At 57.0% G+C, this 26,988-nt stretch carries 21 protein-coding genes and 1 pseudogene; 9 read left to right on the plus strand and 13 right to left on the minus strand.

Annotated elements, in window-relative coordinates:
• Positions 1 to 100 precede the first annotated feature (100 nt).
• From PPUTUW4_RS13350 to PPUTUW4_RS13370, 5 genes are all read left to right on the plus strand, one after another.
• Positions 101 to 496, plus strand: coding sequence for a hypothetical protein (locus PPUTUW4_RS13350; protein WP_015095132.1), 396 nt, complete (start codon positions 101 to 103; stop codon positions 494 to 496).
• A gap of 99 nt (positions 497 to 595) precedes the next feature.
• Positions 596 to 994, plus strand: coding sequence for a hypothetical protein (locus PPUTUW4_RS13355; RefSeq protein WP_015095133.1), 399 nt, complete (start codon positions 596 to 598; stop codon positions 992 to 994).
• A gap of 51 nt (positions 995 to 1,045) precedes the next feature.
• The gene (locus tag PPUTUW4_RS13360; protein WP_015095134.1) at positions 1,046 to 1,480 is read left to right on the plus strand and encodes a YeeE/YedE family protein; all 435 of its coding nucleotides are present in this window, start codon (positions 1,046 to 1,048) and stop codon (positions 1,478 to 1,480) included.
• Positions 1,481 to 1,482: 2 nt separating this feature from the next.
• A complete protein-coding gene (locus PPUTUW4_RS13365) occupies positions 1,483 to 1,938 on the plus strand; it encodes a YeeE/YedE family protein (protein ID WP_015095135.1) in 456 nt (151 codons plus the stop codon).
• A gap of 326 nt (positions 1,939 to 2,264) precedes the next feature.
• A complete protein-coding gene (locus tag PPUTUW4_RS13370; RefSeq protein ID WP_015095136.1) occupies positions 2,265 to 7,880 on the plus strand; it encodes a putative Ig domain-containing protein in 5,616 nt (1,871 codons plus the stop codon).
• A gap of 247 nt (positions 7,881 to 8,127) precedes the next feature.
• Here the strand turns inward: PPUTUW4_RS13370 and PPUTUW4_RS13375 are convergent, their stop codons facing one another.
• From PPUTUW4_RS13375 to PPUTUW4_RS13405, 7 genes are all read right to left on the minus strand, one after another.
• Positions 8,128 to 9,498 carry an HlyD family type I secretion periplasmic adaptor subunit gene (locus PPUTUW4_RS13375; RefSeq protein WP_015095137.1) on the minus strand — a complete coding sequence of 457 codons (1,371 nt, stop codon included), beginning with the start codon at positions 9,496 to 9,498 and terminating at the stop codon, positions 8,128 to 8,130.
• Positions 9,491 to 11,212: a type I secretion system permease/ATPase gene (locus PPUTUW4_RS13380; RefSeq protein WP_015095138.1), complete on the minus strand. Its 1,722-nt coding sequence runs from the start codon at positions 11,210 to 11,212 to the stop codon at positions 9,491 to 9,493. Before PPUTUW4_RS13380 ends, PPUTUW4_RS13375 begins: the two co-directional genes overlap by 8 nt.
• 324 nt (positions 11,213 to 11,536) lie before the next feature.
• Positions 11,537 to 13,156: a methyl-accepting chemotaxis protein gene (locus PPUTUW4_RS13385; RefSeq protein WP_015095139.1), complete on the minus strand. Its 1,620-nt coding sequence runs from the start codon at positions 13,154 to 13,156 to the stop codon at positions 11,537 to 11,539.
• Positions 13,157 to 13,250: 94 nt separating this feature from the next.
• The gene (locus tag PPUTUW4_RS13390) at positions 13,251 to 13,691 is read right to left on the minus strand and encodes a CBS domain-containing protein (protein ID WP_007971558.1); all 441 of its coding nucleotides are present in this window, start codon (positions 13,689 to 13,691) and stop codon (positions 13,251 to 13,253) included.
• Between the two features lie 618 nt (positions 13,692 to 14,309).
• Positions 14,310 to 14,690 carry a nuclear transport factor 2 family protein gene (locus PPUTUW4_RS13395; protein WP_015095140.1) on the minus strand — a complete coding sequence of 127 codons (381 nt, stop codon included), beginning with the start codon at positions 14,688 to 14,690 and terminating at the stop codon, positions 14,310 to 14,312.
• 132 nt (positions 14,691 to 14,822) lie between these two features.
• Positions 14,823 to 16,091, minus strand: a complete 1,269-nt coding sequence (locus tag PPUTUW4_RS13400; RefSeq protein ID WP_015095141.1) for a cation:dicarboxylase symporter family transporter — start codon at positions 16,089 to 16,091, stop codon at positions 14,823 to 14,825.
• Positions 16,092 to 16,204: 113 nt separating this feature from the next.
• Positions 16,205 to 16,630, minus strand: a complete 426-nt coding sequence (locus tag PPUTUW4_RS13405) for a VOC family protein (protein ID WP_015095142.1) — start codon at positions 16,628 to 16,630, stop codon at positions 16,205 to 16,207.
• A gap of 206 nt (positions 16,631 to 16,836) precedes the next feature.
• Between PPUTUW4_RS13405 and PPUTUW4_RS13410 the strand changes: the two genes are divergently transcribed.
• The 4 genes and pseudogenes from PPUTUW4_RS13410 (at position 16,837) to PPUTUW4_RS13420 (ending at position 19,924) form a co-directional block, all read left to right on the plus strand.
• Positions 16,837 to 17,715, plus strand: coding sequence for a LysR substrate-binding domain-containing protein (locus PPUTUW4_RS13410; protein WP_015095143.1), 879 nt, complete (start codon positions 16,837 to 16,839; stop codon positions 17,713 to 17,715).
• Between the two features lie 79 nt (positions 17,716 to 17,794).
• Positions 17,795 to 17,905: pseudogene (locus PPUTUW4_RS30255) on the plus strand (methylmalonyl-CoA epimerase); the annotation flags it as partial.
• A gap of 66 nt (positions 17,906 to 17,971) precedes the next feature.
• Positions 17,972 to 18,937 carry an endonuclease gene (locus PPUTUW4_RS13415; protein WP_015095144.1) on the plus strand — a complete coding sequence of 322 codons (966 nt, stop codon included), beginning with the start codon at positions 17,972 to 17,974 and terminating at the stop codon, positions 18,935 to 18,937.
• A gap of 249 nt (positions 18,938 to 19,186) precedes the next feature.
• Positions 19,187 to 19,924, plus strand: coding sequence for a hypothetical protein (locus PPUTUW4_RS13420; protein WP_015095145.1), 738 nt, complete (start codon positions 19,187 to 19,189; stop codon positions 19,922 to 19,924).
• Between the two features lie 222 nt (positions 19,925 to 20,146).
• On the opposite strand, the gene PPUTUW4_RS13425 is transcribed toward PPUTUW4_RS13420, so the two are convergent.
• The 6 genes from PPUTUW4_RS13425 to PPUTUW4_RS13450 all read right to left on the minus strand — a co-directional run bounded on the left by PPUTUW4_RS13425 (position 20,147) and on the right by PPUTUW4_RS13450 (position 26,986).
• Positions 20,147 to 21,364, minus strand: a complete 1,218-nt coding sequence (locus PPUTUW4_RS13425) for a DUF3422 domain-containing protein (RefSeq protein ID WP_015095146.1) — start codon at positions 21,362 to 21,364, stop codon at positions 20,147 to 20,149.
• Between the two features lie 303 nt (positions 21,365 to 21,667).
• Positions 21,668 to 23,086, minus strand: coding sequence for an aldehyde dehydrogenase family protein (locus tag PPUTUW4_RS13430; RefSeq protein ID WP_015095147.1), 1,419 nt, complete (start codon positions 23,084 to 23,086; stop codon positions 21,668 to 21,670).
• A 12-nt stretch (positions 23,087 to 23,098) separates the two neighbouring features.
• Positions 23,099 to 24,139, minus strand: coding sequence for a homoserine dehydrogenase (locus PPUTUW4_RS13435; RefSeq protein WP_015095148.1), 1,041 nt, complete (start codon positions 24,137 to 24,139; stop codon positions 23,099 to 23,101).
• A 115-nt stretch (positions 24,140 to 24,254) separates the two neighbouring features.
• Complete coding sequence (locus PPUTUW4_RS13440) at positions 24,255 to 24,692, minus strand: Lrp/AsnC family transcriptional regulator (protein WP_015095149.1); 438 nt, start codon at positions 24,690 to 24,692, stop codon at positions 24,255 to 24,257.
• Entirely contained in the window at positions 24,689 to 26,077 is a 1,389-nt protein-coding gene (thrC, locus tag PPUTUW4_RS13445) for a threonine synthase (protein WP_015095150.1), read from the minus strand. Before thrC ends, PPUTUW4_RS13440 begins: the two co-directional genes overlap by 4 nt.
• Before the next feature lie 18 nt (positions 26,078 to 26,095).
• Positions 26,096 to 26,986: a LysR substrate-binding domain-containing protein gene (locus PPUTUW4_RS13450; RefSeq protein ID WP_015095151.1), complete on the minus strand. Its 891-nt coding sequence runs from the start codon at positions 26,984 to 26,986 to the stop codon at positions 26,096 to 26,098.
• Between the last annotated feature and the right edge of the window lie 2 nt (positions 26,987 to 26,988).

The following is a 26,988-nucleotide window of genomic DNA, read 5'->3' on the forward strand; positions in this document are numbered from 1 at the left end:
CCGACACCCGGCGGCATAAATTGATGTGGATCAACCGTGGCACTTCGATGTGCTGTATGTTGATAAATCAAAACTTGCTAATCAGTACCGGAGATTCTCCATGTTCTGGTTTCGCCATCGTCAACCAACGTTCATACGCCTCGCCATCGTGCTGTGGGTGTTAGCGTTTGGTGTGGCAGCGACCCAGGGATGTCTGGCACAGCCCAGCCACAATCCGGCTACAACGCATGTCTCACTGAACACTGCGCAAGATCACGATAGCCACGACGCCCACGCCCTGGGCTGCCTTCAGCACTGCGCCGATGCGGCGATAGCTGTAAGTCCTTCGCTCCATCTTCAAACATTTGATCTGTTCAGTTGGACGTTTCTGTTACTGATCCCTGCGTTGCTGATTTTGTTTCCCGCAAATCCCTGCGCTTTTGCCTTTCTTGCATTACGGCGCCCTGTACCGGCCAGGCCGCCTGCCCGCCTGATTTTCGTCCGTTTCAACGATTAATCCGACCTTCTGCGCGCCGATCTTCGGCGCATTGTCTGACTGCGCCAACCTGGCGCGGCCTGGTATTACCTGAGTTGTCCTCACCCTTTGGAGATTGCCATGCATGCCTCATTGAAAATAATCCTCGCCACCCTGCTGATCAGCAGCCCACTCATCGCCTCGGCAGTCGACGAGCATCACCCGGAGCAAGGACAGACCGCGCCTGGCCAGACGAGCGAAACAGCTACGCCGAAGCAAAACAATGTCATGACCGAGCAAATGCAAAAAATGCAGGCTGCACACGACAAGGCAGCCGCAGCCAAGACCCCTGCCGAGCGACACGCCGCCATGCAGGAGAGCATGAAGACGATGAAGGACAGCATGGCCATGATGCATAAGAACTGTCATGGCATGGGCATGGCCGGCAACAAAGACGGCATGGAGATGGGAATGATGAACATGATGATGAAAATGATGGATCAGCAATCGAGCATGATGAACATGCCGATGAGCAAGTGACGCACACAAGTCTGTAGACAATGTAGCGACGGTTTACGATAGGTGGTCGCCATGATCGATCTGAACCATTTCACACCGCTGAGCGCTCTGATTGGCGGCCTGTTGATAGGCACTGCCGCTACCCTGTTCGTGCTGTTTAATGGGCGCATCGCCGGCATCAGTGGCATTGTCGGCGGTTTACTGCGCCCGTTGGCTGGTGATGTCGCCTGGCGCATAGCATTTGTCCTGGGGCTGCTCATGGCTCCGCTGCTTTACCGCCTGATTGCGCCACTGCCTAATTTGCAAATCGATGCCGGTTATCCGCTATTGATTGTCGCCGGGATGTTGGTCGGCATTGGCACGCGCTATGGGGCTGGCTGCACCAGCGGTCACGGTGTCTGCGGCCTGTCGCGCTTGTCGCCGCGTTCAGGGGTGGCGACTGTAGTGTTCATGAGTGCCGGGTTTGCCACCGTCTTTGTGGTTCGCCACCTCCTGGGAGGGAATTGATCATGGCACTCTTCTTCGCCTGGATTTGCGGGCTCATATTTGGGGTCGGTTTGCTGGTTTCAGGCATGACAAACCCCGCCAAAGTGCTGGGGTTCCTGGACCTGACCGGGACGTGGGATCCCTCGCTGGAATTCGTCATGGCCGGTGCCATTGCCGTGGCTACCCTGGGCTTTTGGGTGGCAAGAAAACGAACGCGATCACTGCTTGGCTTGCCGATGAATCTGCCCACAGCTCGACACTTCGACCGACGCCTGATCATCGGCAGCCTACTATTTGGGGTCGGTTGGGGATTGGCCGGGATTTGCCCGGGCCCCGCTCTGGTGCTGTTGGGCTCGGGCATTTTCAAGGGCGCGGTGTTTGTCATGGCCATGCTGGCCGGCATGGCGCTATTCGAATGGTTTGAGCGACAAAACCGTCGTGGGTCGTCGGCTCCAATATCCGTGGGTAAAGCCACCTGAATTTTACCTGGAAGCCGACCATACCTACTCTACGGGCTGCTTTCACCGTCGCTGATTCCCGTGTCATGTCCTGACCCGCAGCACATAGTTACAGTGCTCTTTTCCGGTCCAGGGTCGGAAAAACGCCGAGAGGCACTGCCCACGGTGAGAGTCAAAATAAAGTTGTTTCCATAAAAGATCGTTCAGACCACTGATCAGTAATATCTGTTTTTTGACGTGCTTCCGATATGCGGTCACAACTTTCGCGCGTCTCCGAGTCCTAACAAGCTGTTCGTCGATGGAATATTGGCGTGCGCCGCTATTTAGACTGATACGGAGATAACCTAATGATTTTCAACGTACAAAGTTTTGGCGCTAAAGGCGATGGGATTACCGACGACACGGCCGCAATACAGAGTGCGATTGATGCCGCAGCTGCCGCTGGCGGTGGCCAGGTGTATATGCCAACCGGGACCTATATCGTTTCCGCAGGCGCGGAACCCTCTGACGGATGCCTGATGCTCAAGAGCAACGTCTACCTGTACGGCGACGGCATGGGCGCCACCAACGTCAAAGTGGCTGACGGTTCGGATACCAAGATCACGGGGGTTATTCGCTCCGCTTATGGCGAAGAAACCCACGACTTTGGCGTCAGCAATCTCACCATCGATGGCAATCGTGACAACACAACGGGCAAGATCGATGGTTGGTTCAACGGCTTCATTCCCGGCGAAGAAGGCTACGACTCCAACGTCACCCTCGACAGTGTCGAAATCAAGGATTGCTCCGGGTACGGTTTCGACCCCCACGAGCAGACCGTCAACATGGTCATCAAGAACAGCGTGTCCCACGGCAATGGCCTGGACGGCTTCGTCGCTGATTTCCTGAGCGACAGCACCTTTGAAAACAACATCGCCTACGACAACGACCGGCACGGTTTCAACGTCGTTACCAGTACCCACGACTTCACCCTGACCAATAACATTGCCTACAACAACGGCGGTAATGGCATCGTGGTGCAGCGCGGCAGCGAGGACATCCCCTCCCCCAGCAACATAACCATTACCGGTGGCGAGGTGTACGGCAACGGCGCCGAAGGGGTGCTGATCAAGATGTCCAGCGAGGTGACTGTCAGCGGCGTCGATATTCACGACAATGCCAGCGCCGGGATTCGCATCTACGGCAGTAACCACGTTGAAATCACCGACAACACGCTCCACAACAATTCACTGGTCAGCCCCGTACCGGAAATCATCATCCAGTCCTACGACGACACCCTGGGCGTGTCAGGCAAGTACTTCAACGGCAGCGACAACACCATCCAGGGCAACATCATCAGCGGCAGCAACCTCTCGACCTACGGTGTTGCAGAACGCAATGAAGACGGCACGGATCGCAATGCCATCATCGGTAATACCATCAGTCACATCAGCAAGGGTGCCACGTTGATCTATGGTGACGGCAGCTACGTCAGCGACACGGTGCCGATGACCACTGTGCAAGGTACGGCTGGCAACGACACCCTGTCGGGCAGCGCCGAAAGCGAGATTTTCTACGGCGGGGCCGGCAACGATACGATCAATGGCGGGGCCGGTGGCGACATTCTGGTGGGCGGTGCGGGCATCGACAAACTCACCGGTGGTACCGGCGCCGATACGTTCCGTTTCGCCTCTCAGTCCGACAGCTACCGCAATGCAACCGCAAGCTTCGATGACACTGTGACCGACTTCGACGTCACCCAGGACAAGATCGACCTGGCCGGCCTGGGCTTCACCGGCCTGGGTAATGGCCGTGGTGGCACCCTGCAGGTCAGCTACAGCGCCAGCAACGACCGCACTTACATCAAGGACTACGATGCCGACGCCAGCGGCAATCGCTTCGAGTTGATTCTCTCGGGCAACCTCGCCAGCACCCTGACCGCCAGCAACTTCATTTTCAATCGGGTGGTCACCGGCACCAGCGCCAGCGACGCGTTGCTGGGCAGCGATTCGGCCGACACCCTGCTCGGCCTCGCAGGAAACGACAATCTCAGTGGCGGCGCGGGCGACGACAAGCTCGACGGCGGCGCCGGGATGGACAGCCTCACCGGTGGCGCCGGGGCGGACACTTTTGTGTTCTCCAATCGCCTGGACAGTTACCGCAACTACAACACCGGCGGTGCCAACCTTAGCGACCTGATCACCGATTTCGATGTCAGCAACGACAAGATCGACCTGTCGGCCATCGGATTTACCGGCCTGGGGGATGGCAAGAACAACACCGTGTACCTGGTGCTCAACAGCACCGGCACCAAGACTTACATCAAGTCCTTGACCGCCGACGCCAATGGCAATCGTTTTGAGGTGACGCTGGCCGGCAACTACCTCGACAAACTGACCAGCGCCAACTTCGTCTTCGCCACGTCGTCACCAACCAACCAGGCGCCGGTGCTGGCCACGCCGCTGCTGGATCAGAGCGCGACCGAAAGTACAGCGTTCAGTTACGTGGTCCCCGCCACCAGCTTCACCGATCCGGATAACGACAGCCTCAGCTACACCGCCAAGCTGGCCAATGGCAGCGCCCTGCCCGGCTGGCTCACATTCGATGCCGCCACTCGCACGTTCAGTGGCACACCCAACGACACCGCGTCGGGCACTTACTCCATCCTGGTCACCGCGAGCGATGGCAGCAACGCCACCGTCAGCGACAGCTTCACCCTCGCCGTGCAGGACGTACCCGCGGGCCCCACGGTGATCAATGGTACCCCGAACAACGACACCCTCACTGGCACCGCAGCCAACGAGCAACTGCTCGGTGGCGCAGGTAACGACACGCTCAATGGTGGCGCGGGCAACGACATCCTTATCGGTGGCACCGGGGTGGACAAGCTCACCGGCGGCGCGGGTGCCGATGTGTTCCGCTATACCTCGAAACTCGACAGTTACCGCACCAGTTCCACGAGCGTCAGCGACCAAATCCTCGATTTCGACGTGACCGCCGACAAGATCGATGTCTCGGCACTCGGCTACACGGCGCTGGGCAATGGTCTGAACGGTACGCTGCAACTGACCTACAGTGCGTCGACCAACCGTACTTATCTCAAGGATCTCACCGTCGACGCCAACGGCAATCGCTTTGAGTTGTCGATGGCGGGCAATCTGGTGAGCGGCCTGACGGCGAGTCATTTTGTCTTCGCCGACCAGAACACTCCAGGCAATGCGGTGCCAGTGGTGGCCATTCCCCTGCTCGACCAGAACGCCACCGAAAGCACGCCGTTCAATTACACCGTGACCCAGGACAGTTTCACCGACGCCGACCAGGATGCGTTGGTCTATACCGCGACCCTCGCCGACGCAAGCGCCCTGCCCACATGGCTGAGCTTCAATGCCACCAACCTGACGTTCAGCGGCACGCCGATCAGCACTGCGGCCGGAAACTACAGTGTACTGGTCAAGGCCACTGATCCTTCAGGTGCCTCGGTCAGCGACAGCTTCGCCCTGACGGTGGCTGATGCGCCAGCCAGTACCCTCGTCGGTACCGATAATGCCGATACGCTCAACGGCACGGCAGGTGCTGACCTGATCCTGGGCAACGGTGGCAATGACACGATCAAGGCTGGCACCGGGGCAGACATCATCGACGGTGGTGCCGGACGCGACTCGCTGTATGGCGGCGATGGGGCTGACAACTTCCGCTACACCAACGCACTCGACAGTTACCGCGATTACGACGCCGGCGGCATCACTGCCACCGACACGATTTATGACTTCACTGCTGGCGTCGACAAGATCGATGTGTCGGGCCTGGGCTTTCTCGGTCTCGGCGATGGCAGCAATCACACGCTGTACACGACCCTCAACGCGGCCGGCGACAAGACCTACATCAAATCCGCCGACGCGGATGCCAATGGCAACCGTTTTGAAATCGCCCTCAACGGCAACTACCTCAACACCCTCACCGCCAGCGACTTCGTGTTTGGCGAGCGCGCCCAACAGGACATTCTCTACCTGCCCACGCTCGGTCAATCCAATGCGCGCCTGCTGCGCATGACAGAGGATGACGATCAGTCCGGCACCTCGATGCTGGTCAAAGACCTGGACCGCTACACCCCCTATGACGTACGCAGCCAGTTCACCGATGCCGACGGCAACGGCATCGACATCGCGGTGGGAGGTAGCACGGTCAACGGCCTGTCGACCCTGGGCGCCGAAGAGCTCAAGTTGTGCTGGTGGTTGACTGACACCAACCAACCAGGGCCTGCACTGTTGCGTGCCGTCGCGTTGCTGGGGGACCAGCTCGCCGAACTGCAATCGATCGATAACGTCACCATGGGCATCATTTGGGGCCAGGGCGAGGAAGCTGCCCAGGAGATCGCGCGTGCCACGGACAAAACTGCGGCGGCCGCTGCCTACAAGGACGCCACCCTGAAGGTGTTCGATTACCTGCATGCCCAGTTCGGCAACTTCAACGTGTACATCATGGAAACCGGCCACTATCAGGAGGATGCGGCACGTGCCCGGGGCTATTCCGAAGAAAAGATAGCCTCCATCGTCGAGGGCGTAGGCTATGTTCGCGCCGTCCAGGAAGCCATCGCCACCGAACGCGCCGACGTCAAGCTGGCGGTGGACTACACCGACCTGCCCTTGCGCTACGAAGTCGATCCGCTGGTGTATCCCGATGACGTCTGGCACCTGCACGAGGAGTCGGCGGAAATCGTCGGCCAGCGCCTGGCCGACTACATCGCCGCAGACCTTGGCTTTCAAGGCAACCCGGACGACAACAATAGTGTTCAGGACATTTTCGACAACGCTCAGAACCAGGGCGGCATGATCTCCGGCACTGACCAGGCCGATACCCTGGTGGGCAGTCCGGGCAATGACACACTGGATGGCGACTTGGGCGCCGACTCCATGACCGGTGGCGATGGCAACGACATCTATCTGGTCGACAACGCGTCCGACAGCGTGGTGGAAACCAATACCTCGGCCTCGCAGATCGATACGCTGCAGGCATCAGTCAGCTGGACCCTGGGCGCCAATCTCGAGAACCTCGTGCTCACTGGTGTCTCGGAGATCGACGGCAGCGGTAACGCGCTGCGCAACTTCATCACCGGCAATGCCGCCGCCAACGTGCTCAATGGTGGCGCAGAGGCCGACAGCATGAGTGGTGGTGATGGCAATGACACTTACTATGTCGACAACGCCGACGACAGCGTGATCGAGACCCAGGGCAACGTGTTGCCCGGAGGGGTCGACAGTGTGCGCAGCAGCCTGGGGACCTATACCCTTGGCGCCCATGTCGAGAATCTGTACATCGAGAACCCGGGCGCCGCCAATGGCACGGGCAACGCGTTGGACAACACGCTGTTCGCCGCTGCCGGCAACAACGTGTTGGACGGGCGCGAGGGAAATGACACCGTGTCTTTTGAACGCGCTCTGTCCGGTGTCACCGCCAACCTCTCGACCTCAGTGCAACAAAACACCGGGGGGTCGGGGCTCGACACCTTGAAATTCTTCGAAAACCTGACGGGAAGTGCCTACGCAGACAGTCTGTCGGGCAACAGCGCCGCGAACGTCCTGAACGGTGGTGCGGGCAATGACACGCTCGTGGGCGGTTCCGGCGATGATCGGTTGATCGGCGGTGCAGGCACCGACAATCTCACCGGTGGCACTGGTGCGGATACCTACGCATTTGGTGCGCTGTCGGACATGGGCGTCGGTGCTTCGCGTGATGTGCTCAACGATTTCAAGAGCATCGAAGGCGATCATCTGGACTTCTCCGGCCTGGACGCCAACCCGTTGACCGGCACTGTCGATGCCTTCACCTTCATCGCCAGCAACGCTTTCGACCCTGCCAACGCCACCGGCCAAGTGCGCTTTGCCGATGGCATTCTCTACGGCAGTGTCGACGCCGACGCCACCCCCGAGTTCGAATTCGCACTGCTGGGCGTCAAGGAGTTGCACGCCAGCGATTTCACCGCCTGAGTACAGACCATAATTGGTGATAGCAAGCCTGCCCGCTCCTAACGTTTAAGGATTCTGTAGGAGCGAGCTTGCTCGCGATGGTCGTTAACGATGCCGCGTGTTTACTGACTAAACGCGGCGCTCTTGAGTCCATCGTCGGAATGCCGCCCGGAGCAAGCTCGCTCCTACAGGGGAGCATTCTCGCTTTACTGAACAGCATTACGCTCCTGCCGCAATGTGTGGCGTTCGAAAACACGAGGGTAGCCACTCATTCTTCTTTGAAGGCTGCGAGCAAGCGTTCACGCAAAGGTTTCATCAGGTAGTTCATCAAGGTACGCTCGCCCGTGACCACCGTGACATCGGCAAGCATGCCCGGCCGCACCGACAGGCCGGCGGCCTGTAGCGACACAACGGTATCTGCGGGAATTTCGACCTTGGCGGAAAAGTACGGCTGGTGAGTCTGTTCATCGATCAACTGGTCCGCCGACACCGTAGTCACCGTCCCGGTGACAGTCGGGGTATCCACCCGTTGCAGCGCCGTGAAATGCACGTGCACCGGCAACCCCGGACGCAACTTGTTGGCCATCAACGGCTCGAAACGCGCGGTGATCGCCATCGGCGCATCCAACGGCACCACCTGCATCAGGATTTGCCCCGCCTGGGTAACGCCACCAATCGTATGAATGTTCACGTCCATGACCTGTCCGGACACCGGCGCGCGGATCGCACCGTTGTCGACTTCAAACTCAAAGGCACTGATCTGATCGGCATAAGCTGACGCCTCGGCGGAGACTTCACTGAGCTGGGTTTCGGCATCGCGGCGAAATTCCTGCTGCGCCTGCAAGGCCTTGAGCCGACTTTCATTGATCGACTGGCGAGTCCTGCCGGCATCACCTGTCACGGAAGCAATCTGCCCGGCCAATTGGGCGGCGTTGCGCTCGGCCTCGAAGAGTTTGTTGCGCGGGACGTAGCCCTCATGTGCCAAAACACGCAGGCCTTCCAGCTCCTGCTGCTGGAAGCGCATCTGCGTTTCGTAGTTGCGCTTGACACCTTCATAGCCGGTCAATTGCTGCTGCAATGCGGCGGTCTCGTGTTCGATGATCTGCAAGCGACTGGCCAATTCCGCACGGCGGGTCGCAAACAACTTACTCTGCAAGGCCATGGCTGCCTTGAGCCGCGGCTCTTCAGCGTGTTCCAGCAAGTCAGGGGGCCATTGGATCTCGGCGGTGCCCAGGCGCTCGGCAATCAAGCGAGCCTCGACGCTGCGATCATTAAGCAATTTGCCCCGGGTCACGTCCAGTTGTGACTGCGCTTGCACCGTGTTGAGTTGCACCAGCAACTGCCCTTGGGTGACGCGGTCGCCATCACTGACCAGAAGTTTTTCCACCACGCCACCGACCAACGACTGCACCGCTTTGCGTTCGCCCGCCACTACCACGGTGCCGCTGCCCACGACACCCTGGTCGAGCGGCGCCAGGCAGGCCCAGAGCAGGAAGCTACCCAGTGCCAGGGCCAGGAAGCCCACGCCATATCGTGCCGCGCTGCCCGCGTCGGTATTGGCACCTGGCGGCGTGGCTTTATCACGTACGACCGGTCGTTGTTCACTGTACATCTGTGTGCCTGGGGTCAGATCATGCATCTTCGCCAGCCTCCTTGATCGCTGCCGGTCTCGGCCCCGCAAGCAATGCCTTGAGCACCCGATCCCGTGGACCGAATGCTTGTTGAGTGCCGTCCTTGAGCACGAGGATGTGGTCAACCACCGCCAGTACACTAGGCCGATGTGTAATCAGCACCACGGTGCTGCCAGCAGTCTTGAGCGCACCGATCGCCTGGACCAGCGCCAGCTCTCCGGCTTCATCGAGATTGGAGTTCGGCTCATCGAGCACGATCAGCGTAGGGAGCCCATAGAGTGCACGAGCCAGGCCGAGGCGCTGTTTCTGTCCCCCGGACAATCCAAGCCCGCCGGGGCCCAACGGCGTGTCGTAACCTTTGGGGAACCTCAGGATCATCTCGTGTATGCCAGCATGACGCCCCGCCGCGATGATCTTGTCGGCGTCCTGCTCACCGAAGCGGGCAATATTGTCGGCCACCGTGCCGTCGAACAGCTCTATGTCCTGCGGCAAGTAGCCCAGGTGCGGGCCCAAGGCGTCGTGAGACCATTGGCTGATCTCGGCGTTATCGAGGCGCACCGACCCGCCCATGGCTGGCCAGACCCCGACCAGCGCCCTGGCCAGCGTTGACTTTCCACTGGCGCTGGGCCCGACAACGCCGAGCACGTCACCTTTGACCAAGTTGAAATTGATCCCCCGCAGGATCGGTTGCGAGGCACCGGGCGGGCCGACATACAACTGCTCCACACGCACCGCGCCGCTGGGCGGCGGCAACGACATGCGCAGGCGCTCGCCTGGATGCCGGACAAGAAGTTGGCTGAGGCGCTGGTAACTCTGGCGGCCGGAGTTGAATTGCTTCCACGAGCCGATGGCGATTTCCACGGGGGCCAGGGCGCGCCCCAATAGCAGCGACATGGCGATCATCATGCCCGCCGACAATTGGCCTTCGAGCACCAACAGCGCGCCGAGCCCCAGGGCCAACGATTGCCCGCAAATGCGTACGAAACGAGTCATCGACGTGATACGCGCACTACGGTCACTGGCATGGGCCTGGGCCGCAACGATGCGCTGCTGCAGAAGGCTCCAGCGCTGACGCAATGGCCCGAGCATGCCCAGGGCCTGGATGACTTCGGCATTGTGGAACGTGCTGTTGAGATAAATCGACGACTGCACACCCAGCCGATTGGCTTCGTCCAGGCGTGTTCGAGTCGCCCATTCCCCCCACAGAGCCAGGCCGATCAGTATCAGGGCCAGAACCAGCGTCAGCACACCGAACCATGGGTGAAAGATGAACGCTATCAGCAAAAAGATCGGCAACCATGGCGCATCGAGCAAGGCAATCAGGCCCTGGCCGGTGATCAACTGCCGCAGTGTCGCCAGATCGGTGAGCACCTGGGCCGGGTTGGCATCATGCTCGCGAAGGCTGCGGGCGAAAGCAGCGTCGAAAAGCCGCTCGCCCAAGGCTTCGTCGAGCCCCGCGCTCATGCGAATCATCACCGCGCCACGAACCCACTCGATCAAGGCGCTGAACATGAACAACCCCAGCGCGATCAAGGTAAGCATGAACAACGTGGTTTCGTTACGACTGGTAAGGACCCGGTCGTACACCTGCATCATGTAGAGCGACGGCACCAGCACCAACAGGTTAATCACGCCACTGAACAGTGCCAACGACCAGAACACCCGGCGGTAGCTTAATAACGCGGCGTCAATGTCATGACGCGGATCGAGAAAAAAACCCATAGAAAGTTGCTCGCTTAAGAAAGAGTCGGTACAGGACGCAATCCATCGCGAGCGTTTGCCCAAGGGGAGAAACACCAAATGCAGTCTGACGTGCCGCTATCAGAGACGGTCCTCGTCGCTACAGGCGCCAATTACTGACAACGCGGCCTCGGGTAAGTGCCGGTTATGCAGACCGGGCTTTCAAGTGGGTGACGGACGGGTATGTTGCAAAACGGCACGTTCGCATTGCGCGCCGCCATGGCAAGGGAAACCGGGCTGCCAGGCAATGCTTTCCCGCGCCAGGGCAATACAGTTCTTCGCGGGTAGCGGACAAAACGCGCAAGCTCACACTCTAAAGCGCGCTACCGTCTCGTTCAGTGCTCCTGCCATCTGCGCCAACTCCAAACTTGCTACCTGGGTTTGCTGGCCCCCTACTGAGACCTGGTCGGACACGTTACGAATCCCTACCAGATTTCGATCTACCTCACGCGCCACCAGGGCCTGCTCCTCTGTGGCACTGGCGATCAGCAGGTTGCGCTCATTGATCTGCGAGATCGAACGGGCAATTTCTTCCAGTGCCTCGCCGGAGCGTTGCGCGACTTCGAGGGTCGACTGCACCAGGTGACGGCTGCTTTGCATGGCGTTAACTGCCTGCACGGTATCGAGCCGAATATTGCCTATCATCTGTTCGATTTCCTGAGTCGACAGCTGAGTGCGATGGGCCAGTGCTCGTACCTCATCGGCGACCACCGCAAATCCACGACCAGCATCTCCGGCGCGAGCTGCTTCGATCGCCGCGTTGAGGGCCAACAAATTGGTTTGCTCTGCGATGCTGCGAATCACGTCAAGCACCGAGCTGATCTCTTGCACGCCCTTGGCCAATTGCCCGATACGCTCTGAGGTATCGGTCATGCCGTCCGCCAGCGCTCCTATCGAGGAAACTGTTTCTTGAACTTGCTCACGGCCGCGTTGCGCGGTTTGCTCAGACACCCGCGACGCCTCGCTTGTGCTGACTGCATTGCGTGCGACCTCGTCGACGGCCGCCGTCATCTGATTGACCGCTGCCGCAGCCTGCGCGATCTCCAGACCCTGCAGCTGCAAGCTGCTGCTGGTCTGGCTACTGACCGCGCTCAGCTCTTCGGACGAACTGGTCACCCGTTCGACCGCCGCCGCGATGTGCTTCACCATCGCATTCAAGCTTTGCTGCATCTGGTGCATGTTCATCATTACGCTATCGTCAGCACTCGCGTTCAATGGCACTTGAATCGTCAGATCGCCCTGGGCGATTTGACTCAAGACCTGCGCAGCAACCATGGGCTCTCCACCCAAAGGTCGAGTGACACTACGCGTCACGATGACTGCAACGACGATTACTGAGACCAGACAGAACACAAGCAATCCCAACATGTTCAGTCGCGCATCGTTGTACAGTGCCTGTGCCGACTTTTCGCGATCGGCAAAGATCTGCCCTTGCAGCACCATCAAGGAATCCAGGCTTTTGTAAACCTGCTGTTCTGCGGGGACGACGTGCTGCTTCAACTGCGCCATCGCGGCATCAAATGCGCCTTGTCTGATCAATACCTGCACCTGGGTGAATGCAGAGACGTAGGCTTCCCGGTTCTGTTTCAGGGCAGCATAGGCGGCCTTGCCATCCGGTGAATCGAACAATGACTCAAGTGTTTCGAGTGCTTGGCTGATGCGTTTTTTAGTGGCTTCAATCGATTGTTGGGCTAGCTGGTTCTCCTTGTCGATCAGCAAATCCCTGGTGTTCCTGGCGTTGTCCCGTACACCTGTGGCAATGACCAGGATCGGGTCAATTTTCGGCCAGTCCTGTTTGACGATCACCATTGCCTGTTCCTTGAGCGTTGCCAGATCGTGCAGCGCGTAGAACGTCAGACCGATTAATACCAACGGCGCAATTGCAAATCCAATAGCAATACGTCGTGCCGTGCTTAACTTGGCCATATCAAATGCTCCCTGATTAATACCCGCCCGACGGGCAGCACATTGGAATACTGCATGTGCCTATGCGCCCTGCATCCACCTTGCCTTGGTCGTTTCAGTGTCCACGGATATAGTGTTCCAGTTGCCGGATCAGGTCGGCCTGCTCGACGATGGCCTCTTTCACCAGATCGCCAATCGACAGGAGGCCAATCAGTTGATCACCTTCCACCACCGGTAAATGACGCAGATGACTGTCGGTCATAACCATCATGCAACGCTCGATGCTCTGTTGACTGTCTGCCGTAACGACGGGCGCGCTCATGATGACCCGGACTGGAGTACCGACCGAAGATCGCCCCTGTAGAACGACCTTGCGCGCATAATCACGCTCGCTGATAACGCCAACCACCTGCCCATCCTCTATCACGGGTAGAGCACCTACATTCTTTTCAGCCATCATCTTCAGCGCTTCATACACCATCTGATCTGGCGCGATGCTATGTACCTGCTGGTTTTGCGTGACCTTCAGTTTCAGCAATTGTGCGGCTGTTTTCATGAACGGCTCCGAAGATAATTACGGATAAAAAACGCAAAAAAAACGCCTGAAACCCTTCGGTTCCAGGCGCCTTTGCCTGTTCTTTTGCAGTGTTAAAGCCTGAGATTTCTGTCTGAGGTACCAACCTTATTCATGACCTGTTCAGTACATCGATCATCGTTGACCGAGGAGGAGTCCAGAGGAATATGTGGTAGGTAACCCTGATGTAGGTCTTGCAGTCTTTGTGCCAGCCGGCAGCACAGACACTTCATCCTATGCGCAAGTCCAGGCTCCCGAGCTTTGGGTGGTTATCACGGTAACTGCGATCCAGGCGAGTTTCTGTGGCGTGAGCAGGCATCCCGAGAAAGCGAATTGCCGAGGTCAGCAAATCGATGAGCTGTGGGCTAATGGAGGCGAACGCCCAGCGCGTCGCTTCCGACTGGTGCACTTTGTTAAGCGCAGCGCTTTACAACAGTGCATGTCCTGCTGACTCCACAAAGCTAGTACCCATGATCGACTGGGCATGATCGCATCCAGAAGTTGGTGGGCCTGGCAGGTACTCTTTGATGTTTTTTGACATGGGTCTCTCCTTTCAGAGAGGACGAGGTACAACGCACCTCGCCAAATGCATTCAAGGGATTAAGCGCTCGGGTGGGTGTGGTAAATCTTGCTGACGATCGTCCACTTGCCTTCCACCTTCAGCAGGTTGAAGAAGTCGGTGAAACGGAATCCTGAAACATTGTCGGTATCAACCCGAGCACTGGCGGCAGTGCCCACGATGTCTATGCGAACGATCGCAGCTCGGGCTTCGGGGGACGGACGGAAAGAGTTGTCGATGACGTCGTACAGGTTCTGGATCGCGCCGCCGACGAGTTTGTCGCCATCGACACCGAACATGGTGGCTTGCTGGCTGAACGCGGGCTTCATCAAAGCGCTGTCAGCTTTGGCACCACCTTCGTTGTACTGGCTAAGCACGTCGACGATCGCGTTGTATTCCTGGACGTAAGTTGGATTGCTCATGATGTACTCCTGATTGAAATGATGTACCAATGACCATTGGGTCTAGACCGACATGACGGACAGCGATCAGCTTCTGAACAGGCGTGGTATGAACGATCGAAGATTACCAATCCTGGCGAGTCGGCGAGATGATCAGATCGTTGACGGTGATGGCGTCACTCGATCGACTCTTGAAGGCTCAAGGGCTGCCTTTTCCCATTTGGCGATAACCAATGGTGCGATCGCATTACCCAGCACGTTCAACGTGGTTGTTCCGCTATCGATAATCCTGAAGATCCCTGCGATAAGCGCTACCCCTTCCAATGGAAGACCGGCAGACGCCAACGTCGCAGACAAAATAATGATCGCAAATCCAGGTACTCCAGCAGCACCTTTGGAGGTCAGCACCATCGTGACCACCAACAGAATCTGCTGAGAAAGCGACAGGTCGATACCATAGAGTTGTGCAACAAAAATCGTCGCCACGCCGAGGAAAATCGACGCGCCATCCAGATTGAAGGCATAACCCACCGGCACCACAAAGCTAACGATTCGTCGCGCAACGCCATAGCTCTCCAGCTTGCTCATCAACTGCGGCATAACCGCTGCCGATGCGGCACTCGAGAATGCAAGAATCAGCTCATTTCGGAAATACTTGATCAGCTTGAAGATGTTCTCGCCGATCAGATAGCAAATACCGCCGAGTACCACCAACGCAAAGACAATCAGTGCCAGGTAAACCACGCCAATCAGCTTGAGCAAGGGCAATAGCGAGGCAAAGCCAAAGGTCGCAACGGTAGCGCCGATCATGCCAAATACACCTATCGGTGCGTACGCCATGACGATTGAAACGACTTTGAACATCGCATCGGAAATACCCTGAACTACCGCGACCACTGGCGCGCTCCTCTCCCTGGGCAGCGAGTTCAGCGCCATGCCGAATAACACTGCAAAGAACAACACCGACAGCAGCTTCGCTTCCGACATCGCCACGAAAACGTTATCCGGGACGATGTTCTGCACAATCACCAATGCACCCTTCGAAGGTTCCATGGTGATGGATGCAGCGCTATGCGTAATGCCCGAAATATCGGTGCCCGTGCCAGGCTCGAAGATGTTTGCGAAACACAGTCCCATCACAATCGCAAGGCCGGTGATCGCAAAAAAATAGCCCAGCGACTTTAAGCCCATACGACCAAATGATTTGTTGTCGCCGCCTCCTGCGATGCCCAGGATCATGCAACAGAATACGATCGGCACAACCACCATCTTCATCATCTTGATGAAGATGTCGCCAAGTGGCTTCAGGATTTCTGCACTGACCCACGATTGATACTGCGGATGGGTATTGAAATACCAACCGACGAGCACGCCAAGCAACAGCCCGGCAATGATTTGCCACACCAGGGGAATACGTTTCATGTCTAGCCTTCTTGTTGGAATGAAAGGACTGCGTTAATCGGCAGTTGCTAGATTCATGAGCTTCCAGCTCACTTGAGTTCAAATGGCACAACGCTGTTGTGCCGACACTTTTCTTATTTTGCGAAGAGCTGGCTCATATCCTTGAACGCCTTGAATTCAAGGGCATTACCACAAGGGTCAAACAGGAACATGGTGGCTTGCTCGCCGACCTGCCCTTTGAAACGAATGTAGGGTTCGATCACAAATTCCGTGCCGAAAGACTTCAAGCGCTCGGCCAGCGCTTCCCATTCTTCCCAGCGCAGAATGATGCCGAAGTGCGGAACAGGTACGTCGTGGCCGTCTACCGGGTTGCTATGGACGCTTTCCTGGGACGCGGTTTTTGGGTGTTCGTGAATAACCAGTTGGTGGCCATAAAAGTTGAAGTCGACCCACTGGCTGCTGGAGCGACCTTCTTCCAGGCCGAACACTTCGCCGTAAAATGTGCGTGCGCCAGCAAGGTTGTAAACGGGGATTGCGAGGTGGAAAGGCGAGAGGCTCATCAGAACTCCAATACAGTTTTATTGTTGGTGAAGGACGGAGCGTATGAATGCTGGTCGTTAGTTTTTCGCGACGCTTCACGATCCGCTGTCCCACCGACTTCGGCTTTCAGGTTCGGGCAGTTGCCGGGGAACAGGCACATCGTAGGGCGGCCATCCAAACAAAAAAATCAATATTATTTTCTTAGAAACACAATTAATATTTGTGAATGATCAAAGAACTCAAAACACTCATTGCCGTTGCACGGGAAGGTACGTTTGCCGCTGCCGGGAATAAGATCGGCCTCACCCAAGCGGCGGTGAGCGCCCAGATTCAACGTCTGGAGGCCGAGCTCGGCTTTGAGATATTCGACAGGAAGGGACGCTCAGCCCACCTCAACAGGATGGGCCATCAAATACTCCTGCAAGCGCAAGAGCTGCTTCGGCTTTACGACAATCTGGGTTCCACCACGGTTGGACTTCCTGCGAGCGTTCTGGTGAACATCGGTGCCATAGCCTCCGTACAGCGATCCTATCTTCCAGATGCCCTGGCCAAGTTTCACCAACAATGCCCCCAATGCCGAACCCGCGTAATCCCGGGGCTATCGATGGAGTTGGTGAACCTCGTGGATGCCGGCGAAATCGACATGGCCGCAATAATCCGCCCACCCTTCTCGCTCCAGAGTGATCTACGCTGGACGACCTTAGCGCTTGAGCCCTACCGACTGATTGTGCCGCGTGAACTGCCGGGAGAAGATTGGTCAGCACTGCTTTCCAGTCAATCGTTCATTCGCTATGACCGATCATCATTCGGGGGCAGACAAGTGGATCGCTTCCTTCGGCAGATGCATTTCACCTTGCGTGAAGTTTGCGAGCTGGATGAACTAGAGGCCATCATCAAGCTGGTTGAAAATGGTGTCGGTGTAGCTCTAGTGCCGCAGACAGCAACCCATCAGGAATGGCCCGTAGGTGTACGAGCGCTCGATCTCGGACAACACACCTTCCACCGTGATATTGGGCTCGTACATCGGTCTCGGCAGAGTTTTACCGAGCCTGTACGAATTTTGGCCCAACTTATCAGTGACCAGGTAAAGACCGGTTCTGGATAAAACACGGACTGCAGAAATGGCCGCACAGGCCTTTTCTTGTACTCAAACCAAAATCACTTGCTCAGGGGCCAGGTGGTAATCCCCGTCTGGGACACGCATCATTTGGTTGCCCAAACGCTTCTGGCACTTCTCTATCGAGATACTGGAAGACAAGGCGCTGGAGGCATTTGTCGAGGCTGCGTTTAACTGAGAAATACTGCGGCGGGCGTGGGTATCGTGCGTACAATGCGCGCCCCTAATTTGTTAATGTTTTCCAATGAAAAAACTGCTGTCCGTAGTAACGCTGACCCTCTCGGTAATTACCCCCGCCTTCTCAAGCCCTCCATCGACCTTTTCCGAAGCCAAGGTCATAGCAAAGCAGAAAATTTACCTCGACCAGGCGAACAGCTCGATGGGCGAGTTGTATTGCGGCTGCAAATGGACGTGGGTTGGCAAATCAGGAGGTCGTATCGATGCTGAGTCATGTGGCCTCAAGGCCAGAAAGCAAGAGAATCGGGCAGAGCGGACTGAGTGGGAGCACATAGTTCCCGCCTGGACATTCGGTAACCAACGCCAATGCTGGAAGAACGGTGGTCGAGAGCATTGCGTAGACGATGACCCGGTTTTTCGAGTGATGGAGGCCGATCTTTTTAACCTCTATCCATCTGTTGGTGAGGTGAATGGCGACCGAAGTAATTTCAACTACGGCATGGCCACCGGAGTAGCGCCGCAGTATGGGCAGTGCAAGACCCGGGTTGATTTCGATCAACGTGCTGCGGAACCGCGCGACGAGGTCAAAGGGCTGGTCGCGAGAACAACTTTTTACATGTTCGACAGATACAAACTGAGCATGTCTCGTCAGCAGCAACAGCTACTGATGGCTTGGGACAAGCAGTACCCGGTTTCGTCTTGGGAAAAAGAGCGTGATAGGCGCATCGCGGCAATCATGGGGCACTCCAATCCATTCGTAACCGGCGAGCGTCGATGGTCGCAAGGATACAAGGCAGTTGGTGACGGGGTGGTTAGCGCCGTTCCTGTTAATCCTCCGCGCGCGCCGGCTCAGCCAACCCTGGCGAGCGCGAGCGGAGTAGGTTCGATCATTGGCAATCGGAAAAGCCAAGTCTACCACCTCTCGATGGGGTGCCCTGGTTATGGTCAGGTGTCTGCGAAAAACCAAGTAACTTTTGACTCTGAATCTGAGGCCCAGGCTGCGGGATATCGAAAGGCGGGCAACTGCAAATAGTTATATCTCGTTGAAATCCGGCCTTGCGAAACCGAGGCCGACATTCAACATTAGACTGAGATATGCCTCCTGTTTTTGCTATTTTCATACTTTAAGCCCACGGTTCAGGACAAGGCATTTCACAAAGAGCACGAGCAGATGCGTGCAGACGCCGAAGCTGGAGTGATACATACGCCTAAGCGCGAGCCGGAGGACGGAGGCGCTCCTAGCCTCAAGCTTGATGATTAGTGACGAAAAGAAAGGATCGGAATGACAGAAGAAGCTCAAGGCAAAGGCAAGCTCAATGCTGCTCAGGCCATCTCCATAGGGTTCATTGAAAAGGCATGGGAGTTCAAATGGGGTATCCAGCTCATCTACATCGCATTGTACGCCGATGCGGTGCTGGCTTGGTTTCTTAACAGGAATTTGCTGTCGGTCACTGCGGACAGCGCACAGATATGGGAATCCATTGGCGCCCTCCTCTTGGCCGTAGCAGGATTCTGCCTCACTGTGTCACTCATCATCCCGTTTTTTTCTGGGTTCCTGAAGGCGACCATCATCCAATTCACGCCTAACTTTCTTTTCAATGCATTCACCGAGCGCAGCGCCGAGCTTAATGAGGTATCGCTCTGTTATTTGCACACCGAAGCATTACGGACAGGTGATGACTTCTTGATGGCGATCTATCGGGAAAAGAACTCTATCTGGATTCGCAAGCTGATCGATCAGCAACAAGCCGGGACTCTCCTGACTGGCCTGGTTTTGTTAATAATTACGGATATCTGGGCAGGGTACGCGTCTGGCACTGAGACGCTGATCCTATGGCTCGCCAGTGGGCATGAAATACCCTTCTACCTCTGCCTGGCTCCAGCCTTATTCACCCTCCTCATCTTTACGATCCTCAAGCCCTGGCCAGCGGCCTATGCCTACCATCCGCCCCTGCGCAGACAGCAGGATCAGGAACGCAAGGAGATGTATGGCACTGATGGGAATACGCGGTTGGGATAGTCCACTTTGATATTGGGGCGTGATCTGGGGAGGGTGAGACGCACATGATTTCATCCCCCCCTCCTCACCCTGTACGACCTCGCAATGACCTGGCTAAGTGCGCGGCAATGTAGGTCATCAAGTTTACTGAGTGGCAGATATTGGCCGCACAGACGCACCGATCGCCTCAGGCTTGCTGGCAACGAGCAGCCCAACGGTTCATAAACATCGCAGTCCATCACCTCAATGCTCTTTAACTTTCCTGATACGCAGCACAATCAACGCAAGAATACCGATCGCGAGCGGTGCCATGACCAGCATGGCCTCTCGCGGGGTCACCCCAAATCCAAGCAGGTGAACACCTGAGTATCCCAGCTTGAGCAAACTGAGCAGGTAGTAGGTAATGGCAATAATCGACAGCCCCTCCACTGCGCGCTGGATCTTGATCTGGGCATCGGCGCGGGCATTCAGGCTTTTCAGGATTTCCGAGTTCTGTTCCTCCATTTCGACCTGGACCCGTGCTTGTAACAGATCGCCCAGGTTGGCCACGCTTTCGGCCAGGTGCTCCAGGCGCTGTTCGGTGGCGGTGCAGTACCTGACGGTAGGTTTGAAGCGGCGTTCGATAAATACGCCCAGGCGTTGGCAATCACCTACGTGACTTTCCCGCAGCTCACCCAGACGTTCGAACACCAATTGCGCATAGGCTTGCGTGGCACTGAAGCGGTGCCGGGTTTTCGCCGCGCTGCTCACCACTTGCGCAGAAAGGTTGGAGATGTCCGCAAGCAGGGCTTTCGCATTACTGCCGTCCGGGTCGGCGTTGCGTTCGGAAAGGGTGACCAGGGTCTTGTCGAAAACATCGAGCTGCGCGCTCAAGTCTTTGGCCGTGGTCAAGGATAACGAGGCCATCATCCTGTAGGTCTCGATTTCCAGCAGGCGGCGTATCATCCGGCCCTGGCGGTAGGCATTCAGGCGCCGGTTGACGAACAACATGTGGTTGTTGCCCTCCTCGCTCAGGCGAAAATCACTCCAGACCATGGCATCGCCACCGCCCACGCACGAACCGCTCGGATCCTTGAAGCCGTACCGGGACAGATCCAGGCCGGTTTCACCACGCACGACAATCTGCACCGAGTTGATCAGGGCCGGCAAATGCACTTCGACCTTTGACGCCAGCACCTCGGGCAGCGTGGTCCAGGACAAGTCATCAGAGGATGAAGTGACCACCAGTGTCAGGGTGAAAAACTCGGCATGGCGCTCCCATTTCAGTGCATGGCCATCGAGTTGGGTAATGCCCTGGGCGGCATTCAGGTCGAGGGTGCCAAGGCAGCATTGTTCAAGGAATGCATTGCACGCCTGATCGCTGCCGAGGAAGGCCAGATGAAACACATGGGCCGGCTCATCGAAATACAGTGACGGGCGCGCGTGTAGTTCGTTGTGCAGGCTTTGTCGTAACGGGTGCATGTTGTATGGCCATGTTGGAGTTGTTTTTGCCGCGTGCGATGAATGCCCACCCGAGCCTGGTGCCGAATCTTTCGGGGCATTATCGATTGCTGTTGATGGTGGGACAGATTGGCGAACTCATGAGTCACGGCCAGGTGACAAACCAATACCCTTGGAGCGGCCCTGGGTGAGTCGCAGCCCATGCAAATGAGTTTGGGTTTTGATCGGAACTGTACAAGTCAAGAACGGCTGCGAATGAAATCCGGGCAACAAAAAAGGGCCCTCTCAGGCCCTTGTGAGTCAATGGCAATTTACTTCGCAGGTTCAATCCAACTCGCTGATGCAGACCACTTTAGGCTGCGTCATGTCTTCATACGCAAATCGAACACCTTCGCGCCCCAGACTTCCGTACTTGAAACCACCGAACGGCATGGCATCGAAACGATAGTCGGAAGAATCATTGATCATCACGCCACCTGCTTCAATCTGACGCGCCAGTTTCAAAGCCTTGGAAAGGTCGCGCGTGAAAAGACCTGCATGCAAGCTGTACTCTGTTGCGTTGGCCAGAGCAACAGCATCATCCAGATGGTCAAAAGGCTCCAGGATAACCACCGGCGCGAAGACTTCCTGCTGCCAAATCGTACTGCCATGTCTCACATGTTCAAGCACGGTCGGCGCATAGCTTCCCCCTTGGCGATGGTGCCCACACAGCAGAACAGCCCCCTCGGCCAGTGCTTCATTTACCAATTGCTCGGTACGACGCGCCGCCTGCTCGGTAATCATCGGGCCTACATCCGTTGCTCGCTGGTGAGGATCACCCACTACCAGGGCGCGCGCTTGGCTGACAAAACGCTCACGGAAGTCCGCATAAATAGAGCTATGGATAAGGATGCGCTGCGTGCCGATGCAATTCTGTCCTGCTGCCCAGAAGGCACCAGACACGCAGGACTCCACGGTCGGTTCCATATCACAATCTTCAAGCACAAGAACCGGGGCATTTCCTCCAAGATCCATTGCCAGCTTCTTCAACCCGGCACTACGAGCGATGGCTTCTCCTGTTGCAAAACCACCCGTAAAGGAAATCATCCGAACTTCGCGAATCTCCACCAAAGCTTTACCCAAGTCGACACCACCGGTCGCCGGAGTAATCACAGAGGGTGGAAGACCCGCTTTCACCAGGCACTCAACGAGCTTGAGAGCGGACAGCGGCGCGAGTTCCGAAGGTTTCAAAATCACGGCATTACCACCGGCGATTGCGGGGCCGAGTTTATGGGCGACCAGATTCAGCGGATCGTTATAGGGGGTGATTGCGACGATAAGTCCCAAGGGCTCCCGCGTGAACCAACCCTGACGCGATTCCGATCCTTCATAGGCCCCGAATGGAATCACTTCCCCGGCGTTACGACGCGCCTCCTCCGCCGATAGCTTCAACGTGTTCACGCAACGCTTCACTTCCTTCGCTGCTTGTCGCAGCGTTTTTCCCGCTTCTGCAACGATCAGCCTGGCGAATGCATCAGACTCAAGCTCCACACTGCGGGCGGCATCCTCAAGAATGCGCGCACGCAGGTGACGAGGCATTGCCGCACTCTCGCGAACGCCGATTCGCGCGCGTTCCAGCAAGCCAGGAACGGCGGCTGCATCAAGGCAAGGGACACTCCCTACCAAGCGACCATCGAATGGACTGAACACATCAATCTGTTTGGCTTCAACAAGCTGGATACTGGCCATGCTGGATACGCTCATGACTATCTCCTGTTATTTGCCGTGGGCGGTGTGGATGGCGACGATGTCCGACAGCAATGCGAAGGCCGTCTCGATACGCCCTGCCCCAGGCCCGGACACCGTGACAGCTCCCAGCAACTCGGTATTGAATGACACTGCATTCGTGGCGCCGGCAATGCCTGCCAGAGGGTGGGAATTGGGCAGCAACCGGGCCTCGACACTCGCTCGAACCGAGCCATCGGCTTCACGATCGGCTGAGCCAATCAGTTTCCAGCTGGCGCCATTGGCACTTGCCTGAGCGATATCTTGCGCGCTGATGTTGCTGATGCCTGAACAGGCTACGTCACTGACATTCAGTCGTGCATTCAGAAGTTCGTTGGCCAGGATGACCACCTTGAGGCGTACGTCATACCCTTCCACATCGGCGGTTGGATCCGCCTCGGCGTAACCGAGCTGTTGCGCTTGTACGACGGCATCGTTGAACGCCAGGCCGTTTTTCATTTGGCTGAGCACATAGTTGGAAGTGCCGTTCAGGATGCCTTCGAAGCCTTGTACGCTGGCACCCGCCAAGGCCTGCTTGGCCAGGCGAATCACGGGAGTGCCACTCATCACCGCCCCCTCGTACTCGAAAGCGACCTGGTTGCGACGAGCCAACGCCTTGAGCTCGGCACCGTGCAGCGCAATAGGGCCCTTGTTGGTGGTCACTACATGAATGCCACTTTCCAGGGCCCAGCGGCAGAAGGTGGTTGCGGGTTCGCCATCCACCGGATTGGTGAAAGTGGCCTCAGCGATGATGTCGGCACCGGAATGCTTGATCACGGTTTCGTTGAAGGCCTCGGCATTGCCGCCGGGCAGTTGAGCGAGAGCGCCTTTCTCGATCGGTAGCGCGACCAACTGCTTGGCATCCAGACCGTCTTTGGCAACGATGGAGCCGAGGAACAGATCGGTGACACCGACAATTTTAATAGTGAAGCCCAGGGACTCTTTCCACTGGGCATTACGATCGGCGACCAATTGGGCGAAGCCACGGTTCACGCCACCAAACCCTACCAAGGAAATTTTGTACTCGGTCATGAAAGCTGTTCCTTTATTGATGTTGTTCGACAGGAACATCCTAAGAGCCGGGCTTTGGCAGTTGAATATGGCAGTTTGCTCTATTAGTTGGGCATTTTGCCCAAGCACATTTTCTTTAAAACACGGCAGAAAGGACGAACGAGGTCACGGTGTTTTCCACCCCTGGCATGGCCGCGATTTCCTTCCACACAAGATGGACACGCTCAGGTGTGGCAGCATTCACGCGCAGCATTAAATCGAACTCACCACTGAGTACTTCACATTGCACGACTTCGGGAATGGAGCGCAGCGCAGCCAATACTGCTTCGCCACGCATGCGGTCGTAGCGGTAGACGAAGATCACTGCACTGATAAGCGACGCAGGCCGCCGCGTTTCACCGAGAAGTACCGTATAGCCCTGGATCGCACCGTCGCGCTCAAGACGCTCGATGCGCTGGCGCACCGCATTGCGCGACAAATTGATCTTGGCACCCAGTTCGATATGGGCTATTCGCGCATTGGCGGTCAGTTCGGCCAGTATGCGTTCATCCAACGGATCCAGAATGCGCTTCATACAAGCCTCTGCTGCGCCAGACAAAGGGCCTGGCACAGACCGTCCAGATCGCCCTTGGCCAGGTACGGTGGTTGCGCGCTCACCTCGACAGTGCTCGGAACGCTTGCTTGCCAGACGCCCAGCTCGGCCAACAGCGCCGCCGACTTGGCCGGCGCAATTTGCCCGAAGGTGACCATCGGCGCGCCCAGGCTGCGTCGATGAAGCCTGCCAGCCAGTACACCGACAGCGGTGTGAGGATCGATGGCCGAGCCCGTCTCGCGGAACAGTTCGACGACCTCATCGCGCACCTGGGATTCGTCTACCGCATAGGAATCGAAGAGCACTCGGGCACGCAGCCATTGCTGGTTTCCGATGCTCATTTCTCCGCAACTTTCAAAATGCTCCATCAGCGCTTTTGTCGAGCAGCCATCGTGCTCGTAAATCTCCCAGATAAACCGCTCCAGGTTGGAAAACAACGAGAAGTCCATCGCCGGTGACACTGTTCGATCAGTCATCCGGGTGGAGTAGCGATTGCAATGAAAAAACTGGTGCAGGGCATCATTGCTGTTGGTCGATATGATCACCTGATTGATGGGTAATCCCATTTTCTGCGCAATGTAGCCGGCGTAGATTTCGGCCGAGCTGGCCGCTGGAACGCTAAAGCCGACGGGACGCGAGCCACCGCCCAGTTGCAAGGCCGCGTGGAAGTAAAAAACGATCTGGGCCAGGACACCGATCCAATTGGTCGAGTTGAAACAGATCGGCATCACTGCGCCCAATGGCCACTCACGCAATAGTCGGGAGACCAGCATCTGGCAATCATCGAAATTACCGTCAACCGCAAACAGCTGGACCCGCTGCGGGTCGGCTGCCTGCAAGACACTGAGTTGCTCAGGCGCAAGACCATCGCGCGGATACAGTATCGCCATGCGGGCGGCCGGGCAGTCAGTAAAGGCTTCAAGCGCAGCAAGGCCGGTATCACCGTTAGTTGCACCGACCACCAACGCTTCTTTACCGACCTCCTCAAGAAAATGCTTGACCAGGCGCGACTGCAATTGCGCGGCGAAATCCTTGGAAGAACGGGTCGGGCCATGAAACAGCTGGAGTATCCACTCGTTATGCCCTATCTGCTCAAGCGGCGTAATGGCGCGATGCTTGAATTGTCGATAGCTGTCACTGAGCAAGCCACGCAGGGTACTTTCATCTATGGAAGAGCCAACAAAAGGCGAAATCACTCGCCAAACCAACTCATCAAACGGCAGCCACGACCAGCTGGCAATCTGTTTCTCAGTGAATACCGGCAAACTGGCTGGGACATAGAGACCACCGTTTTCGGCGAGCCCCGACAGAACCACACTGCGAAAATCTGCCCGCATGTCACCGCCGCGTGTGCTTACATAATCCATGACCACTCCCAATCGGTATTACAAAAGGCGATGGGCTTGAGCCACCAGCCAGGTAGAAAAATTTGCGGCATCAGGCGATAGCGCTTCGCTCTGTTCGTGCACCAGATAAAAAGATTCGCTGGCCTCGATTCGGTGACTGAACGGCGCAACCAATTGCCCAGTCTTGAGCAAATCCTCGACCACCGAAGACCGTGCCAGCGCAACGCCCTGCCCCAATTCGGCCATGCGGATCGTGGAAATCAGCGTGTCAAACTGAAGGCCGCGGGAATAGTCGACGTCGTCTGCTCCAACTCGCTTCAACCAGTAACCCCAACCCTCTTCGTACCCCAGAACATGCAGCAGAGAATGGTTCATCAAGTCGCGAGGCTCATGTATGGGTGAGCTGGCCATGAGCTCTGGGGAGCAAACAGGCTGAAGGATGTCCCAGGTCAATCGCTGAGCGTGCAAGCCTGACCACGAACCGCATCCCCAGCGAATCTCCAGGTCATCCTCGCCATCCGGTTCTTTCACCCAGATGTTGCTGATATATCGAATATCAATCTGGGGGTACTCCCGAGAAAAATCTGCGAGTCGGGGGGCCAACCAATAGTGAAGAAAGGAAAGACTGCCACGCACTTTCAAATGTCTTCGATTGTGCTGGCCGAAAATCTCGTTGGTGCCGACGGCGAGGCGACTGATCGCGTCCTGGACGACAGGCAGGTACGACTGCCCTTCCTCGGTCAAGCCAAGCCCTCGGGGCAAGCGCTTGAACAGCGCCACCCCGAGGTGACTTTCCAACTGACGGATCTGCTGACTCACAGCCCCTTGAGTCAAATGGAGCTCTTGCGCTGCGTGGGTAAAGTTCAAATAACGCGCCGATACTTCGAATGCCCTCAACCAGTTCAAGGGTGGTAGTGACTTTTGACTCATCG

The organism is Pseudomonas sp. UW4 (assembly GCF_000316175.1).
Lineage (GTDB): Bacteria > Pseudomonadota > Gammaproteobacteria > Pseudomonadales > Pseudomonadaceae > Aquipseudomonas > Aquipseudomonas laurylsulfatiphila.